13 protein-coding genes and 1 pseudogene are annotated in these 15,458 nt (G+C 69.6%); 7 read left to right on the forward strand and 7 right to left on the reverse strand.

From position 1 onward, the window contains the following. Positions 1 to 44: 44 nt before the first annotated feature. Positions 45 to 542, reverse strand: coding sequence for an NUDIX domain-containing protein (locus tag ACFY36_RS15090; RefSeq protein WP_499746536.1), 498 nt, complete (start codon positions 540 to 542; stop codon positions 45 to 47). Positions 543 to 581: 39 nt separating this feature from the next. Next, positions 582 to 1,110: pseudogene (locus ACFY36_RS15095) on the reverse strand (alpha/beta hydrolase). Between the two features lie 87 nt (positions 1,111 to 1,197). On the opposite strand from ACFY36_RS15095, the gene ACFY36_RS15100 reads away from it, so the two are divergent. Together ACFY36_RS15100 and ACFY36_RS15105 are read left to right on the forward strand one after the other, a co-directional pair. Further along, positions 1,198 to 1,662: a DIP1984 family protein gene (locus ACFY36_RS15100; RefSeq protein ID WP_499746537.1), complete on the forward strand. Its 465-nt coding sequence runs from the start codon at positions 1,198 to 1,200 to the stop codon at positions 1,660 to 1,662. 390 nt (positions 1,663 to 2,052) lie between these two features. After that, entirely contained in the window at positions 2,053 to 4,377 is a 2,325-nt protein-coding gene (locus ACFY36_RS15105; protein ID WP_499746538.1) for a glycoside hydrolase family 9 protein, read from the forward strand. An 11-nt stretch (positions 4,378 to 4,388) separates the two neighbouring features. Here ACFY36_RS15105 and ACFY36_RS15110 read toward each other — a convergent pair whose 3' ends face one another. Genes ACFY36_RS15110 through ACFY36_RS15125 form a run of 4 tightly spaced genes read right to left on the reverse strand, consistent with a single transcriptional unit; the run spans position 4,389 to position 6,730 of the window. Then, positions 4,389 to 5,039 carry a hypothetical protein gene (locus ACFY36_RS15110; protein ID WP_499746539.1) on the reverse strand — a complete coding sequence of 217 codons (651 nt, stop codon included), beginning with the start codon at positions 5,037 to 5,039 and terminating at the stop codon, positions 4,389 to 4,391. 17 nt (positions 5,040 to 5,056) lie between these two features. Further along, positions 5,057 to 5,665, reverse strand: a complete 609-nt coding sequence (locus ACFY36_RS15115; protein ID WP_499746540.1) for a carboxymuconolactone decarboxylase family protein — start codon at positions 5,663 to 5,665, stop codon at positions 5,057 to 5,059. Beyond that, positions 5,662 to 6,069: a (R)-mandelonitrile lyase gene (locus ACFY36_RS15120; protein ID WP_499746541.1), complete on the reverse strand. Its 408-nt coding sequence runs from the start codon at positions 6,067 to 6,069 to the stop codon at positions 5,662 to 5,664. Before ACFY36_RS15120 ends, ACFY36_RS15115 begins: the two co-directional genes overlap by 4 nt. Positions 6,070 to 6,127: 58 nt before the next feature. After that, positions 6,128 to 6,730, reverse strand: coding sequence for a hypothetical protein (locus ACFY36_RS15125; RefSeq protein WP_499746542.1), 603 nt, complete (start codon positions 6,728 to 6,730; stop codon positions 6,128 to 6,130). 32 nt (positions 6,731 to 6,762) lie between these two features. On the opposite strand from ACFY36_RS15125, the gene ACFY36_RS15130 reads away from it, so the two are divergent. The 4 genes from ACFY36_RS15130 (at position 6,763) to ACFY36_RS15145 (ending at position 13,127) form a co-directional block, all read left to right on the forward strand. After that, positions 6,763 to 7,500, forward strand: a complete 738-nt coding sequence (locus ACFY36_RS15130; protein WP_499746543.1) for an AraC family transcriptional regulator — start codon at positions 6,763 to 6,765, stop codon at positions 7,498 to 7,500. A gap of 71 nt (positions 7,501 to 7,571) precedes the next feature. Further along, positions 7,572 to 8,705, forward strand: coding sequence for a 4-hydroxybenzoate 3-monooxygenase (locus ACFY36_RS15135; RefSeq protein WP_499746544.1), 1,134 nt, complete (start codon positions 7,572 to 7,574; stop codon positions 8,703 to 8,705). A gap of 55 nt (positions 8,706 to 8,760) precedes the next feature. Beyond that, complete coding sequence (locus tag ACFY36_RS15140; RefSeq protein ID WP_499746545.1) at positions 8,761 to 11,442, forward strand: TIM barrel protein; 2,682 nt, start codon at positions 8,761 to 8,763, stop codon at positions 11,440 to 11,442. After that, a complete protein-coding gene (locus tag ACFY36_RS15145) occupies positions 11,421 to 13,127 on the forward strand; it encodes a CE1 family esterase (protein WP_499746546.1) in 1,707 nt (568 codons plus the stop codon). The genes ACFY36_RS15140 and ACFY36_RS15145 overlap by 22 nt, the downstream gene beginning before the upstream one ends. Here the strand turns inward: ACFY36_RS15145 and ACFY36_RS15150 are convergent. Then, positions 13,057 to 14,517, reverse strand: a complete 1,461-nt coding sequence (locus ACFY36_RS15150; protein WP_499746547.1) for an MFS transporter — start codon at positions 14,515 to 14,517, stop codon at positions 13,057 to 13,059. The genes ACFY36_RS15145 and ACFY36_RS15150 overlap by 71 nt on opposite strands. A 94-nt stretch (positions 14,518 to 14,611) precedes the next feature. Between ACFY36_RS15150 and ACFY36_RS15155 the strand changes: the two genes are divergently transcribed. After that, positions 14,612 to 15,334 (forward strand): TetR/AcrR family transcriptional regulator, encoded by a 723-nt coding sequence (locus tag ACFY36_RS15155; protein WP_499746548.1) that lies wholly within the window; start codon positions 14,612 to 14,614, stop codon positions 15,332 to 15,334. Positions 15,335 to 15,458 lie beyond the last annotated feature (124 nt).

A 15,458-nucleotide genomic window follows, 5' to 3' on the forward strand; every position in this document is an offset into this window, starting at 1 on the left:
GCGTTGCATTGGCTTCTCGATGTTCGGTCGCCGGTTCCCGACCGCTAAGGGTTGATCCCCTGTACCCGGCGGCCGTCCTCCAGATAGCGCACCCGCTTTGTCTTCCAGCCGGCGCGTACCCGGCGCCGGACGGGTCCGCTGAGCAAAGGCAGCGCCGCGTCGATCGGCAGGATCCGGCTTTCGGCGATCTCGAACGGCTCGATGATCACGGTAGCCAAGAAGTCGTCGTCGAAGACGCCGCAGTCGAAAAGGAAGCGCATACCACCCGGACGATCAGGCCGTGGCCGGAGGAAGTCAACGCATGCCAGCCGCCCGGTGGTGACGTCGAGGCCGCATTCCTCCCTGGTTTCGCGTCGGCATGCCTCCCAGGGTGACTCGCCGATCTCGACAACTCCACCCGGGATCGTCCAGCCGCCCTTGTACGTCGGCTTCAGGATGAGCAATCGCCCCTTGCGGCCACGTACCAGCGCGCCGGCCGAGGCCGGGATGCCCGGGAGTGTGAACGACAGCTCGGGTAGCTCACCGGCGTCGACGTCGCTCATGGAGACCATGCTAGATCCGGCGTCTTGATCTGCTTGGTGCTACCCGAGTTGGTGGAGGAACTCTTCCATTGCTGTTGCGACGTCGCCGAGGGCGTCGGTGTATGCGCGTAGCGGTCCGGGTGGACGCAGGCCGTGATCGCCGTCGGTGATGGTGATGACGGTCTTGTTCGTTGCTGTGGCTATGTCGGGAAGCCAACTGGGATCGCGGGTGCCTCCGACGAGGAGTGCGGGCGCCAGGTTTCGGCTGATCGCCTCGGCGATGGCGTCGACGTGGAGAAGCGGCGTGAGCCAGATCGCGGGGAGTTCCTGCTCGGCCGCGAGTACGGCGGCGTGGGTGCCGAGAGACTTGGCGATGATCAGAGGTTGCGCGGCGGGCAATCTGTGCAGTGCTGCCAGGACGTGTGCTCTGACGAATGGTTCCGGTCCGATGTCCAGGAGGCCGTCGGGAACGGGTCCAATTTATCGTCTCGATGGGTAGGTCGCGGTCGCGGAGCGCCTCATCGGCGAGGTCGAGCAGGGGCGCCTGCGGGCCGTAGCCGCGTCCCGGGACGACGATTCCACCGATCACTCGGCGAACTATAGCGATCGCCGAAGGCTTTGCCTGCGCCGATAAAAATCGGAAGCGGTGCCGATCTTGGATGGCCATACTGCTTCCATGAAACTTGCCGAGGCTCTCGCGCTGCGCGCAGATGCGTCGCGCCGTGCTGAACAGCTCCGCTCCCGCATCACCGGCAGCGCGCGTTTCCAGGAAGGTGAGACTCCGGCTGAGGACGCGGCGTCCCTGCTCACCGAGGTGGGCGACGTGCTCACCGAGCTTGAGTCGCTGATCAGGCGAATCAACCGGACCAATGCCGCGACCCTGGTCGACGGTGGCACCCTGACCGACTCGCTCGCCCGGCGCGACGTCCTGCGCCTGCGCCACAGCATGGTCACGTCCGCGGCTGACGCCGCGGCCGGTGAGGGCCAGCGCGGATACCGGCAGCTGCGGTCAGAGCTGAAGATGATCCCGGCGCTGCCGGTCGCTGAGCTGCGCCGCCAGGCCGATGAGCTCGCCCGTGAGGTTCGAGAGGTGGACACGCTCATCCAGCGGGTCAACTGGGAGGTCGATCTGCTCGACTGAGCGGCGCGGAGCAGGTAACCGACGTGGAGGCGTGCGCAAACCCGAGAGCCGGCGGGTAATCCGGTTCACTCCTGGCGCGCCGGGGGCAGGCGCGGGGGTTCGATTCCCCGACACACATCGCATGCCCAGCACGCGGCACAGGTGACGGCGCACAGGGCACAGCACACCACCGAGCGCAGATCCACGACGGCGAGGGCGGGATTGGGGAACTCCGCGGCGCTTGTCAACGGAACGATCTACACAATCATCTTGAACTACCTCTCATACAGGCGACACTCAAGCTCAGGCCGGAAATGCGGCGGTCTTCACAGGAGGCGCCTTCGGCGGTTACGGTGTGGGAGCGCTCCCATTGGTGGGTGTCGATAGAGCGTCGATGACAAGGCGGGCTTCATGCGGTGGAATTCCTGGTGCCGTCGCGCCGCGGTGGCAATCCTGGCCGTCATGCTCACGGCGGGGGCGGCCGTCGTGGGACACGGTGGGCATCCGGCTGTGGCGGCTCCCGCGTTCAACTACGGCGAGGCGCTGCAGAAGTCGATGTTCTTCTACCAGGCGCAGATCTCGGGCAAGAAGCCCGCGTGGAGTCAGGTGTCCTGGCGTGGCGACGCCGCCATGGCGGACGGCTCGGATGTGGGGCTCGACCTCACCGGTGGCTGGTTCGACGCCGGCGACCACGTCAAGTTCGGTTTCCCCATGGCCTTCACCACCACGATGCTGGCCTGGGGCGCGGTCGAGAACCGTGACGCGTACGCCTCGTCCGGCCAGCTCAGCACCTTCCTCAACAACCTGCGGGTGCCCAACGACTACTTCATCAAGGCGCACCCCTCGGCCAACGTGCTCTACGGGCAGGTGGGCAAGGGCGACGACGACCACAAATGGTGGGGCCCGGCCGAGGTGATGCCGATGGCGCGTCCCGCGTACAAGATCGATGCCAGCTGTGGTGGCTCGGACCTCGCCGGTGAGACGGCGGCCGCGATGGCCGCGAGCTCCATGGTGTTCCGGCCCACCGACGCGGCGTACGCCGACAAGCTGCTCACCCACGCCCGGCAGCTCTACGCCTTCGCCGACACGGTCCGTAAGGCGTACAGCGATTGCATCACCGATGCCGCCGCCTTCTACAAATCCTGGAGCGGCTACCAGGACGAGCTGGTGTGGGGTGCCATCTGGCTGTACCGGGCGACCGGTGACGCCGCGTACCTGGCCAAGGCGGAAAGCGAGTACGACGCGCTCGGCACCGAGCCGCAGACCACCACCCGCTCGTACAAGTGGACTTTGGCCTGGGACAACAAGCAGTTCGGGGCGTACGTGCTGCTGGCCGGCCTGACCGGCAAGCAGAAGTACGCCGACGACGCGAACCGCTGGCTCGACTGGTGGACCGTCGGGGTCAACGGCGAGAAGGTGCGGTACTCGCCGGGCGGTGAGGCGGTGCTCGACAGTTGGGGATCGCTGCGGTACGCGGCCAACACCGCGTTCGCCGCGCTGGTCTACAGCGACCGGCTCACCGACCCCGTCCGCAAGGCCCGCTACCACGACTTCGCGGTCCGGCAGATCAACTACGCGCTGGGCGACAATCCGCGAGCGTCCAGCTATCTGGTCGGCTTCGGCGCCAACTCTCCGCAGAACCCGCACCATCGGACGGCCCACGGTTCCTGGTGGGACAACAGCAGCACGCCGGCGAACACCCGGCACGTGCTGTACGGGGCCCTGGTCGGCGGGCCTTCCTCGCCCAACGACGCCTATCAGGACGTCCGTACCGACTACGTGATGAACGAGGTGGCCGTCGACTACAACGCCGGCTTCACCTCGGCCCTGGCCCGGCTCTATGGCGAGTACGGCGGCGCGCCCGCGGCCGCCTTCCCGGCCCCCGAGAGGCCGGACCTGGACGAGATCACGGTGGAGACCACGGTCATGCAGAACGAGGCCCGCGCCACCGCCCTCAAGGTCATGGTCTACAACAAGTCGGCGTTCCCGGCGCGTGCGCTCACCAAATCCTCGTACCGGTACTACTTCCGCCGGGAAGGCGCCGGGGCACCGCAGGTCACACCGGGTTACACGCAGGGCTGCCCGGCGCCGGCCACCGCGCAGCAGTACTCCGGCGACGTCTGGTTCGTCGAGGTGAACTGCGGCGGCTACACGATCGCGCCGGCGGGCCAGTCGGCGTACCGCATGGAGGTGCAGTTCAAGATCGGCGTGGCCGAGGGGGGAACCTGGGACCCCACCAACGATCCGTCCTATCTGCCGGGGACCGCGGTGAATCCGAAGGTCCCGCTGTACGAGGCGGGTGCCCGGATCTGGGGCCAGGAACCGGACGCGACGACGCCCACGCCGTCACCCACTACGCCCTCACCCACTACGCCCTCACCGTCGCCCACGACCCCGGCTCCCACTGGCACGCCAGGCCCGGGGTGCCGGGTCGCGTACAGCACCGACGACTGGGGCGCCGGCTTCAGCGGCACGGTGGCCATCACCAACACCGGCGCGTCGGCGTGGCCGGCCTGGACCCTTGCCTTCGATTTCCCCGGCAACCAGAAGGTCACTCAGGGCTGGTCCGGCCAATGGAGTCAGACCGGCGCCCACGTCACCGTGACCAACCAGTCCTGGAACGGCTCGGTGGCCCCCGGCGCGACAGTCGGCCTGGGCTTCAACGCCTCGTACAGCGGCAGCAACCCGAGACCGGCCGCCTTCCTCGTCAACGGGGTCACCTGCACGGCGAGCTGATGACAGACCTGTTACCGGCTTGGCGTCCAGGGCTTTCCGGGGCCCTCGCGTTCGACGCTCTCCCCCGGGGCCAGGTCGAGGACGTCGAGGAGGGTGGGGTCCTCGTCGACGGCGTGGTGCAGGTGGCCCAGTTTTCCGGTTTTCGGGTTGGCGGCGGAGGCGCCGATCAGTTGCCATATGCCGTCGTCGGCGTCGTGGCTGACGTACAGGATGGGCTCGGTCTTTTCGAAGACCTCGCCGGTCTGGATGCTGGTGGTGCCCATCAGCCAATGGTCCAGCCACCAGGCTCGGCGGTCGCGCTCCATCACCGCGTCGGCCACCGCCCAGATGAACGGCAGGTCCTCGTGGGCCCGTGCCTCGTCGGCGGTCAGGTCGGGGCCGCCCTCCGGCACCTTCTCGAACGGCTCGTCGATCAGCGAGAACGCGTGGCCGTCGCCGTGGTCGAAGATCACGGCGTGGAAGGTGCCGCCGCCGGGGTTGCCGGCGCCGATACCGATCGACAGGCGGCCCACGTGCGGGTCGGCGCCTGTGGTCCAGCCGAGGGCGTACGAGGCCATCTCGCCTCGTGGGCCGATGAACTCGCCGAACGCCCGCCGGTCCATGCCCGTCGCGCCGGGGGTGGGCACCTCGACGAGCGCCCCTTCGATCACCTGAATCCGCACCCGCGCAACATAGCGGATCAGGACGCGAGCACTTGATCCAACCGGTCGGCGGGTGCCTCGCCCACCCGGGCGCGGAGAGTGGCGGCCACACTGCGCAGGTCCGTGTCGGTCACGCCGACATTGCGGGCGATGGCCACGTGCGATCGCAGCTGTGACTCCAGGCCGTCGAGGGCCGACAGGGCAGCCACGGTGGCGATCTCGCGGGTCGGCCAGTCGAGGTTGTCGCGGGCGAAGATGTCGCCGAACAGGTGGGCCTTGAGGAACTGGTCGATCGCCGGGGCGAACTCGAACAGCGGTCCGGTCACCGGAGCGCCGACGAGCTTTGTCTGGTTGGCGGCGCCCAGGCTCAGCAGGTCGGTGCCGGAGGGCAGCGGGGCCGGCTCGGCGCCGGGTGGGTCTTCGATTCCTTCTGTACGCCGTTCGGCCACCACCTCCATCAAAGCGCCGAGGCCGTTGAGGCTCCGCGGGAAGCCCGCGTAGGCGTACAGCTGAATCAGAACCTCTTTGATCTCGCTGATGGTGAGGCCCTCGTCGAGGCCGGTGGCCAGGGCCTCGCGCAGCTGCGGGATCCGGCCGGTGGCGGTGAAGGCGGCGATGGCCGTCGTAGCTCGAACGCGGCCGGTCACTGCTGGCCGGCCTTCCGGTAGAGGTCGTCGGGGACCGGTTCGAGCCAGGTCGTGGGGTCGCCGCCGTCGGGCTTGGCCTCGAGCATGGCCAGGTGGCTCATGAAGGTGTCGGCGGTAGCGCCGTGCCAGTGCTCCTCGCCGGGCGGGCAGACAACCGTCTCACCGGCGTGGATGCGCAGGACCGAGCCGTCGCGGATGCCGACCAGGCCGACCCCCTCGGTCACGTGCAGGGTCTGGCCGACGGCGTGCGAGTGCCAGTTGGTGCGGGCCCCGGGCGTGAACCGGACCAGGGCGACGGTCATCCGCGACGGGCCGGTGCCGTTGTAGATCGGGGTCATGTAGACGTCCCCGGTGAACGCCTGCGCGGGCGTCTTCACCGTGGGACGGACGGCTTGAAGTTCCATGCCCTCCATGTAACCGCCGACCGGCCTTCCGAGGGAGTCCCTGACAGAACACCCCAGATCACTGCGGCGGCTCAGCTGCTTTTACGAGGCGCTTCGCCCTCCGGCCGGTCCCGTTCCGGCGCCACTCGGAAAGCACGAAGATCTTCCGCGTCAGCCACAGGTTTCGGAACGAGAGGCAAGTAAGGACGAAACCCAGAAGCCAGAGCACCGCCAGCAGCATCCCCTGCGGCGATGCCGGCATCAACGATCGGACCATGGGCGGCGAACAGAAGACGAGCGCCGCGGCGGCGATTCCCGGAAATCCGACGAATAGCGGATCAATACCGAAGAACAACCTGCGGCCCGGCACGACATGGGTACGGCTGAAATGTTCCTCCCAGCCAAGCCCGCCGATGACCCGGTCGCTCAACTGTTGGCGGATGTATGTCCCGATCGCCTGCGCCGCGTAGTCATGAGCAATGTATTTGCCGCAGGTCATGAAGGCCACATAAGGCACCACGAGCAACACCAGGAGCCGACTCGGCTGAGCAAGAGCGAAGCCGAAAACCGTGCCGGAGATAGTTAGGTTCAGAGCGAGGAAGGTGTGCTGGTGACCCTGGCGCGCGAGAATCTCCGCGCGCAGCGCGGTGAACTCGGCAAGGGCCGCGGCCGGATTCAACAACAGCAGGCGCGCTGACGGTAATGTTTTGCGCTATGCCGGAAAGCCGCCAAGAGACTGTGACCGGCGCGGGGTGGCTGCCGCGCGGGTTTCACCTGGAGGCGCACTCGCATGACGAGGGGCAGCTGGTCTATGCGGCGGCCGGGGCCGTGGCCATCACGACCGAGGCCGGGACCTGGGTGGCGCCGGCCAATCGGGTGACGTGGACGCCTCCGGGGTTCGAGCACTCGCATCATTTCTACGGGCGGACCGATGTGCGGCTCGTCGGTATTCCGGCTGAACTGTGCGGCGGGCTGGCCCGGCGGCCGAGCGTGTTCGCGGTCAGTGCGCTGCTGCGGGAGGCGCTGCTGGCGCTGACCGATCCGGCCGGGCGGCGGCCGGGCGCGGCTGAGCGGCTGCGGGCCGTCGTCATCGATGAGCTGGCGGAGACGCCCGAGCAGTCGCTTCATCTGCCCGAGCCGCGCGACGACCGGCTCCGGGCGGTCACCGGGCTGCTGCACGCCGATCCGGGGCGGGCGGCGACCCTGGCCGAGCTGGGCCGGGCCGTGGGGGCGAGCGAACGCACGCTGAGCCGGCTGTTCCACGACGAGCTGGGGATGAGCTTTCACCGGTGGCGCACGATCCTGCGCGTTCACCACGCCCTGGCCCACCTGGGCAGCGGCATGTCGGTCACCGAGACCGCGGCCGAGTGCGGGTGGGCGAATCCGTCCAGCTTCATCGACGCTTTCACCGAGATCGTCGGCCAGACGCCGGGGCGCTACCTCCGGTCGTAGTTGGCGGGTTTCCGGTACGCCGTGTCGCTCTGCCGGTGGGCCGCAAGCTCACACGTCCCGATAGTGGGGCCATGACTGAGAAAACAACGGTCGTCATCATCGGCGCGGGCGTGGCCGGTCTGACGCTCGGCAATTTCCTGCAGCGCAACGGCGTCGGCTGCGTCATTGTCGAGAAGCGGAGCCGGGAGTACGTCGAGAAGCGGCAACGGGCGGGCACCATCGACAGCCGCGGCGTGCGGATGTATCGCGAGTGGGGTCTCGAAGAAGTCGTGGAGAAAGGGCTCTCGACCGAGGACGCCAGCGGTTTCTGGATCGACGGGGAGGAACTGCCGGTCGATTTCGAGGGCGACGACAACAGCGACAGCGTCTTCTGCCCGCAGCAGGTGCTCGTCCGCAACCTCACCGACCTTTTCCTCCGCGAGGGCGGCGATCTGCGCTTCGGGGCGGAGGACGTGTCCGTGGGTGATGTCGTGCGCTTCGGCGACACCGCCGTCGAAGCCGAATTCATCGCCGGATGCGACGGTGATCGGGGGGTCAGCCGGGCGTCGATCCCGGCCGGCGTGCTGACCCGGTACAGCCATGAGTACGGCTACGCCTGGCTCAGCGTCCTGGCCGAGGTTCCGGCCGACCCATCGGGAATGGCCATTCACGAAAAGGGTCTGGCCGGGCTCATCCCCCGCGGCGCCAACGCCAGTCGCATCTATCTGCAGTGCGGGCCCGGCGACACTGTTGACGCGTGGCCGGACGAGCGGATCTGGACTGAGCTGGACGCGCGTTTCGGGCGGCCGGTGGCTCGGGGGCCGATCGCCGAGAAGACGATCGTTCCGCTGCGGAACGTCGTTTACGAGCCCATGCGGTACGGCAATTTGTATCTTCTCGGGGACGCGGCGCACATCGTTCCGCCGATGAGCGCCAAAGGGATCCACCTCGCGCTGCACGACGCCGAGGTCTTCGCGAAGGCGGTCGTTCACCGGGTCCGTACGGGCGACGCGAGCCTGCTCGACGCCTATTCGGAGACCTGCCTGCGTCACATCTGGAACTATCAGGCCTTCGCCACCTGGATCACCGAGCTGATGCACAACGCCGGCGACGCGTCGTACGAGGGCGAGTTCCGCAAGCAGCTCGCCCGCGCCGAATTGCAGCGGCAGTTCACGTCGCCGGCCGCCAGCCGGCTCTTCGGCGAGCTGACGGCCGGCGTCAACTGAGGTCCGCTCTGCGGACCCACTGGACCGCAGAGCAGCTCGAAGTTATGGTCACGCCATGACGCGGGCGATAATGAACTATCCAGTACGTCCGTCAGGGACGAGGCTGGCCATCGCCACCCACTGTCTGTCGGGGACGCTGGAGGACAAGCTGGCGGCGGCCGCGGCCGCCCGGTTCCACGGGGTCGAGCTGGCCGAGAGTGACCTGGTCAGCTCGTCGTGGAGTCCGGCGCGGATCCGGGACGAGTGTGCTCGTCGCGGGCTCGCGGTCGACGCCTATCAGCCGTTCGCGGACTTCGAGGCGGTGCCGCCGGGCGTCCTGCGGAGCAATCTTCGGCGGGCCGAGCGGACCTTCGCCGTGCTGGCCGAGATCGGCGTGCGGACCGTGGTGGTCAGCTCGTCGATGTCGGGCGACGCGGTGGACGACGACGACCTGGCCGCCGAGCAGCTGCGGGCGCTGGCCGATGTCGCCGAGCGGAACGGGCTGCGGCTGGCCTACGAGGCGCTGGCCTGGGGGCGCTTCGTGAACACGGCCGCGCACGCGTGGCGGATCGTCCGGCGGGCCGATCACGCGGCGCTCGGGCTCTGCCTGGACAGCTTCCATGTGCTGATCAAGGAGCCCGACGCCAAGAGCATCCGGGTCGTACCGGGCGAGAAGATCTTCCACGTCCAGCTGGCGGACGCGCCCGGCGCGAGCATGGACGTGGCCGAGCGGAGCCGGCACCACCGTCTGTTCCCGGGCCTGGGCGAGCTCGATGTCGCCGGCTTCGCCCGGTACGTCGAGGACACCGGCTATGACGGGCCGCTGTCGCTGGAAGTCTCGAATGACGTGTACCGGCAGGCCGATCCGCGGCACGCCGCCATCAACGGAATGCGCTCGGTGCTCGATCTGAAGGCCGCCGAGAAGCCGCCCGAGCTGACCGGGATCGTCTTCACCGAGCTGGCCGTCGACGACATCTCCGGGCCCGAGGTCTCGGGCGCCCTCGCGGCGCTCGGGTTCGTCCACTCCGGCAAGCATCGGTCCAAGCCGGTGCAGCTGTGGCAGCAGGGCACGGCGCGGATCCTTCTCAACTTCGCGGCGCAACGGACGGTGGCACCGGGCACGGCCACGGTGTGCGCGCTGGCTGTCGAGACCGCCGATCCGGCCCGGTCGACCGCGCGGGCCGAACGGCTGCTGGCCCCGGTCCTCCCCCGGCTGCGCCGGCCCGAGGAGGCCGACCTCGCGTCCATCGCGGCCCCGGACGGCACTTCGATCTTTCTCGTACGGGACGAGAGCTGGCTCCGGGATTTCGCGCCCCTGGAGGAAGAACCGGCCGGAGACCCGAATATCGACGGCATCGACCACATATCACTCACCGACTCGGTGGACGACTTCGACGAGTCGACGCTCTTCTACCGGGCCGTGCTCGGCCTGCACGCCGAGAAGACCACCGAGATCGCGGCGCCGTTCGGGCCGATCCTGAGCCGGGCCGCCGCCGATCCCGCCCGCCGGGTGCGGATCGCGCTGAACACCGCGCCGATGCGCCGCGGCGACTGGGCCCCGGTGATCCCGAACCCGCAGCACGTCGCCTTCCGCACCGGCGACGCGATCGCCGCCGCCCGGGCCCTGGGCGAGCACGTGCTGAAGATCCCGGACAACTACTACGCCGACCTGGACGCCCGTTTCGAGCTGGAGCCGGGCTTCCTGGCCGCGCTGCGCGAGCACTCGATCCTCTACGACCGCGACGAGCGCGGCGCCTACCTGCACTTCGCCACCGAGATGCTGGGGCATCGCGTCTTCTTCTCGGTGGTTCAGCGCCTCGGCGGCTACGACGGCTACGGCCCGGCCGGCGCGCCCGTCCGGATGGCCGCCCACCGTGAGCGCCGCCTCCTCAACCTCCGCCGGCGCAAGGAACCGGACCAGCGCCACGACTTCTCGCTGGCCCATCTGACCGCGCTGAGCCTGTCGCCGCCGGAGCTGGTCGACGCGGCCGCCGAGGCCGGATATCGCTACGTGGGCCTGCGCCTGACCCGGGTCACGCCGCAGGAGCCGCACTATCCGCTCGCCACCGACCCGGCCCTGATGCGCACGACCAAGGTGCGCCTGGCCGCCACCGGCATCGAGGTGCTCGACATCGAGCTGGCCCGGATCAGCCCGGACGAGGACCCGCGTGACTTCCAGCGCTTCCTGGAGGCGGGGGCCGAGCTCGGCGCCCGGCACGTCATCTGCCAGCTGCCCGACCCCGACCGGGCCCGCAAGACCGACCGGTTCGCGCTGCTGTGCGAGATGGCCCGGCCGCTCGGGCTCACGGTCGACCTCGAGTTTCCCTCATGGACGGAAACCCCCGATCTCCAAGCCGCCGTACGGGTTCTGCGCGGCGCCGCCCAGCCCAACGCCGGCATTCTCGTCGACCTCCTGCATTTCGCGCGGTCCGGTTCCAGCGTGGCCGACCTGAGGCAGCTGCCGGCCGAGTGGTTCCACTTCGTGCACGTCTGCGACGCGCCCCCGGCCGTGCCGGCCACCAACGAGGGCCTCATCCACACCGCCCGCTTCGAGCGCCTCTTCCCCGGCGAGGGCGGCATCGACATCCCCGGCATCCTGGGCGCGCTGCCGCCCGGCCTGCCGTACGCCCTGGAGATCCCCCGCGCCACGCTCGTCGCCCAGGTCGGCGGCAAGGAGCACGCGCGGCTCGCCCTGAGCCGGGCCCGCGACCACCTCGAACCCCGAAAGGACGCCCCATGGACCGACGCACCCTCCTAGGCGGCAGCGCCGCCCTCGCGGTGGCCGCGACCCTGGCCCCCTCCCCGGCCTCCGCCGCCGGCGAGGCCCGTTCCCTCGACGGACGCCCGTTCCCCGGCTACGACTATTCGCGGGCGAACAAGCTCCCCCGCGAGATGGCCGGCCTGTGGACGAAATCGTTCGACGGAGGGCGTACGGCCAAGGTCTATATCTCTCCCGAGACGCCCATCCGGTCGTACTTCACCGTGATCGCCGGACCGGACGAGGTGATCCGCGAGTGGAAGCGGATCGCCGACGAGCGGGAGGAGGGCCTGTTCATCCTCGAACCCGGGCCCGGCGGCTGGGGAACACCCGAGGAGGAGGCCGCCTACGTCGACGCGGCCATGGCCTTCTTCCAGAGCAACCGCTACTTCTCCATCTTCGGCCTGCACTATTTCGTCGGCTACGGCGCCGGCGGCCCCGCGCTCGAAGCCTGGGCCGTCGCTCACCCTCTCCGGGTCATCGCCCAGGCGTACGTCGGTTCGACCGGCCTGAGCCAGGAATACCTCGACGGCTACGCGTCCCGGACGTTCGGCGGCGAGACCGACGGCTACACGCCCGTCGTGTTCCCGCCCGGCTTCGACCTGATCCGGTACGACGAAACGGTTCTGCCCACGCTGTACGCCGATCCGCGCCGCTCCATCGGCCCCAGCCTCGCGTACTGGAGAAAGGCCAACCGCGGCGACCGATGGATGACGTCGCACGCCGGCCCGATCGCCAGGACCGTCGTCCGGCCGGGACATGTGTCCACGCGGCAGATCCTGGAGTTCCTGACCTTCTACACGCGCTACGAGAACTTCTTCGCGTACGGCAATCAGCTCTTCGAGCGCGCCGACTACAAGCGCCTCGGCATCGAGGTGCACACGATGACCGTGAACGGCTTCGTCCGCGAATATCTGGTCCACCGCCCCCGGTCGGCCCGCCGGAACGCGCCGGTCCTGTTCGTCTGGCCCGGCAACAGCCAGACCGACAAGGTGTTCCTCGACGCCACCCAGTGGTGGAAGGTCGCCCAGCGCGAGGGCTTCGTCCTGGTCGTCGTCTGCGAGCAGTACAGCGTCAATTCCGTGTCGGTCAGCCACCGCGATTCGCTGGCGTTCTTCCGCCAGCTGCGGGAGACCATCATTTCCCGGTACGACGTCGATCCCACCCGGTTCTATTCGACCGGCCAGTCGGCGGGCAGTTCGGTCACCCAGAACCTGGCCATCGCCTTCCCCGAATACTTCGCCGCGGTCGCGTCCACCTCGTTCACCGCCGCGCCCGACGCGGCCGGCAACGTCACCCTCGACGGTGTCGCCTATCCCGCCGGCAACCGCCCCATCCCGACCTATCAGATCTACGGCTACGGCGACCTGGCCTTCCTCGAGGGCACGCTGTGGGACGACATCGACAACCAGCTCGACAGCTGGGCGGGCTATCACCTGCGGGTCAACGGCCTGACCCTGGCCGACGTCGTCCAGGAGGGGCGAAGCGGTTATCGCCGCCGCTTCCAGACCTGGACCTTCAAGCGCCGCGGCATCCCGGTCGTCAAGCTGACGAAGAACCTCTACCGCTCGCACAACACCATGGCCGAGGAGTGCCCGCTGCTCTGGGACTTCCTCAAGCACTACCGGTGTGTGACGGCACCGGACGGCTCGGTGACGCGCTACCACGACCACCGGCGCCTCTGAGGATCCCCCAGCCGACCAGGGCCGCCGCCACGACGGTGAGCGTGAGGCCCGCGGTGGTCACGACGTCGTGGAACTCCGCGGTCTGCCCGGCGTTCCACGGTGTCGCGGTGAGCGGGCCGGTGAACATCGCGGCCAGGATCGTGCCGGCCACGGCCAGGCCGGCGCCGCCGCTCACCTGGGAGGCGGTGTCGGTCAGGGCCACGCCGATGGACGTACGGCTCTCCGGCAGGCCGCGCAGGACGTTCGTGCCGGCGACGACGCCGACGACGCGCAGGCCGCCCGCCATGAGCACGAGGGCGACGGCGACCCAGAGGTAGCCGTGGCCGCCGAGCAGCGCGTAGACGGCCAGGCCGGCCACGACCGCGGCCGCGCTGAGCCATCCGGCCCGTTCGAGACCGACCCGCTTGACCAGGGGGTTGAGCAGCGCGCCGCCGGCGATCAGGACGATGACCTGCGGCAGCATGCCGAGGGAGGCGAGGCCGGGCGACCAGCCCCAGTCGAGCTGCATCTGCAGCGAGATGAGGTAGCCGACGCCGGCGACGGCCAGCCCGGTCGCGGCCTTGAAGGCCAGGCCACTGGCGACCAGCGGGTGGGCGACGAGCTTCAGGTCGACGAGCGGGTGCCGGGCCGTGCGCTCGCGGAGCACGAAGAGCACCGCGGCCAGCACGGCCACCGTCGTGACGGCCCAGGGCGCCCACGCGCCGGCGCCGTCGTCGACGAACAACGTCGGCGCGACCAGCGCGGCCACGATAGCGGTGGTGCCGAGGACGGCCCCGGCCACGTCCACCGGATCGGTGTTCAGGCCGCTCGCGTCGTCCGGGGCGACCCCGGACCACACGCCGGCCATGGCGAGGACGGCAATCGGCACGTTGACCAGCAGCAGCGCCTGCCAGGGGGCGATGGCGAGGGCGAAGCCGCCGACGGTCGGGCCGACGGCCAGGCCGGCGATGCCCACGGTCGAGATGATGTTGAAGGCCCGGACGCGGAGGCCGTCCTCGTCGAACAGGCGGAAGGCGAGCGCGGCCGAGCCCGGCGTCGTCATGGCGGCTGCGACGCCCATGGCCACCCGGACCGCGATGAGCTCCCCCGTGGTGGTGACGAAGGCGGTGGCCAGGCTGGCCACCGCGAGCAGGGCGAGCCCGACGAGCATGACCCGGCGGCGGCCGAACCGGTCGGCGACCGCGCCGAAGGCCAGCATGAGGCCGCCGAACACGACGGCGTAGGCGCCGGTGGCCCATTGCAGGGCGGTCGCCGAGGCGTGCAGCTCCCGCCCGATCGTGGGCAGGGCGACGGTGAGGATCGAGTTGTCGAGCATCTCGAACAGGAAGACGGCGGACAGCCCGGCCAGGGCCACCCACGCCTCCCGCAGGGATCGCGGTGAGGTACGCATACGAGAACAGTGAATCAGAACAGTGTTCGGGTCAATAGGAACGGTGTTCGGAGTGAAACAGAACACCGTTCGTGAAATCGGCTAAGCTGCTGCTATGTCACCGACTCCGGAGCAGCGCCGCACCGCGCGGCACCAGTTCGGCGCGGCCCCGGCCGCGCCCGGGCTGCGCCGAGGCCCGTCCCGCGGCACGAAGAAGCCCATCACGGTCGACGCCATCCTCGACACGGCGTTCGGCATCGTGGCCAGGGAGGGCTACGAGGCCCTGACCATGCGGCGGGTGGCCACCGAGCTGGAGACGGGGCCGTCGTCGCTCTACGCCCACGTGGTCAACAAGGAGGACCTGGACGAGCTGCTCATCGGCCGGCTGTGCGCCGAGATCGAGCTGCCCGAGCCCGACTCGGGCGCCTGGCGGGAGCAGATCATCGGCGTCTGCACCCGGCTGCGGGACCAGTACCACCGCTTCCCCGGCATCTCCCGGGCCGCCCTGGCCGCCGCGCCGGCGAACACCGACACACTGCGGGTCGGCGAGGGCATGTTCGCCATCCTGCTCGCGGGCGGCATCGCCCCGCAGACGGCGGCCTGGGCCGTCGACGCCCTGAACCTGTACGTCAACGCGCACAGCCTGGAGGTCTCCCTGATCCGCGGCGACGAGGCCTGGGTGGCCGGCCGCGAGGAGCTCATGGGCCGCCTGACCGCCCTGCCCGCCTCCTTCCCGAACACCAGGCGCTACGCGGCCGAGCTGACCTCCGGCTCGACCGCGGACCGCTTCGAGTTCACCCTCAACCTGATGCTGGACGGCCTGCAACGACCGCGGTGACACCGGGCGGCCGGAGAGCCGTGTGGTGGCGGCGCAGTGGCTGGCGGCGGCTCCGGCGACCCACGACTGGCCGCCGCACTACGCGGCCACCGGCTCGGCTACGTCCTTGCGGTCGCCTGTTCGC

The sequence above is a fragment of the Actinoplanes sp. NPDC000266 genome, from assembly GCF_042899005.1.
Classification (GTDB): domain Bacteria; phylum Actinomycetota; class Actinomycetes; order Mycobacteriales; family Micromonosporaceae; genus Actinoplanes.

Bases quoted from the DNA above. Each gene is read 5' to 3' on its own strand.
- ACFY36_RS15130 (WP_499746543.1), top strand. From the start codon at position 6,763: ATGCCGGAAAGCCGCCAAGAGACTGTGACCGGCGCGGGGTGGCTGCCG.
- ACFY36_RS15105 (WP_499746538.1), top strand. From the start codon at position 2,053: ATGCGGTGGAATTCCTGGTGCCGTCGCGCCGCGGTGGCAATCCTGGCC.
- ACFY36_RS15100 (WP_499746537.1), top strand. From the start codon at position 1,198: ATGAAACTTGCCGAGGCTCTCGCGCTGCGCGCAGATGCGTCGCGCCGT.
- ACFY36_RS15120 (WP_499746541.1), bottom strand. From the start codon at position 6,069: ATGGAACTTCAAGCCGTCCGTCCCACGGTGAAGACGCCCGCGCAGGCG.
- ACFY36_RS15135 (WP_499746544.1), top strand. From the start codon at position 7,572: ATGACTGAGAAAACAACGGTCGTCATCATCGGCGCGGGCGTGGCCGGT.
- ACFY36_RS15150 (WP_499746547.1), bottom strand. From the start codon at position 14,517: ATGCGTACCTCACCGCGATCCCTGCGGGAGGCGTGGGTGGCCCTGGCC.
- ACFY36_RS15155 (WP_499746548.1), top strand. From the start codon at position 14,612: ATGTCACCGACTCCGGAGCAGCGCCGCACCGCGCGGCACCAGTTCGGC.
- ACFY36_RS15140 (WP_499746545.1), top strand. From the start codon at position 8,761: ATGACGCGGGCGATAATGAACTATCCAGTACGTCCGTCAGGGACGAGG.
- ACFY36_RS15145 (WP_499746546.1), top strand. From the start codon at position 11,421: ATGGACCGACGCACCCTCCTAGGCGGCAGCGCCGCCCTCGCGGTGGCC.
- ACFY36_RS15090 (WP_499746536.1), bottom strand. From the start codon at position 542: ATGAGCGACGTCGACGCCGGTGAGCTACCCGAGCTGTCGTTCACACTC.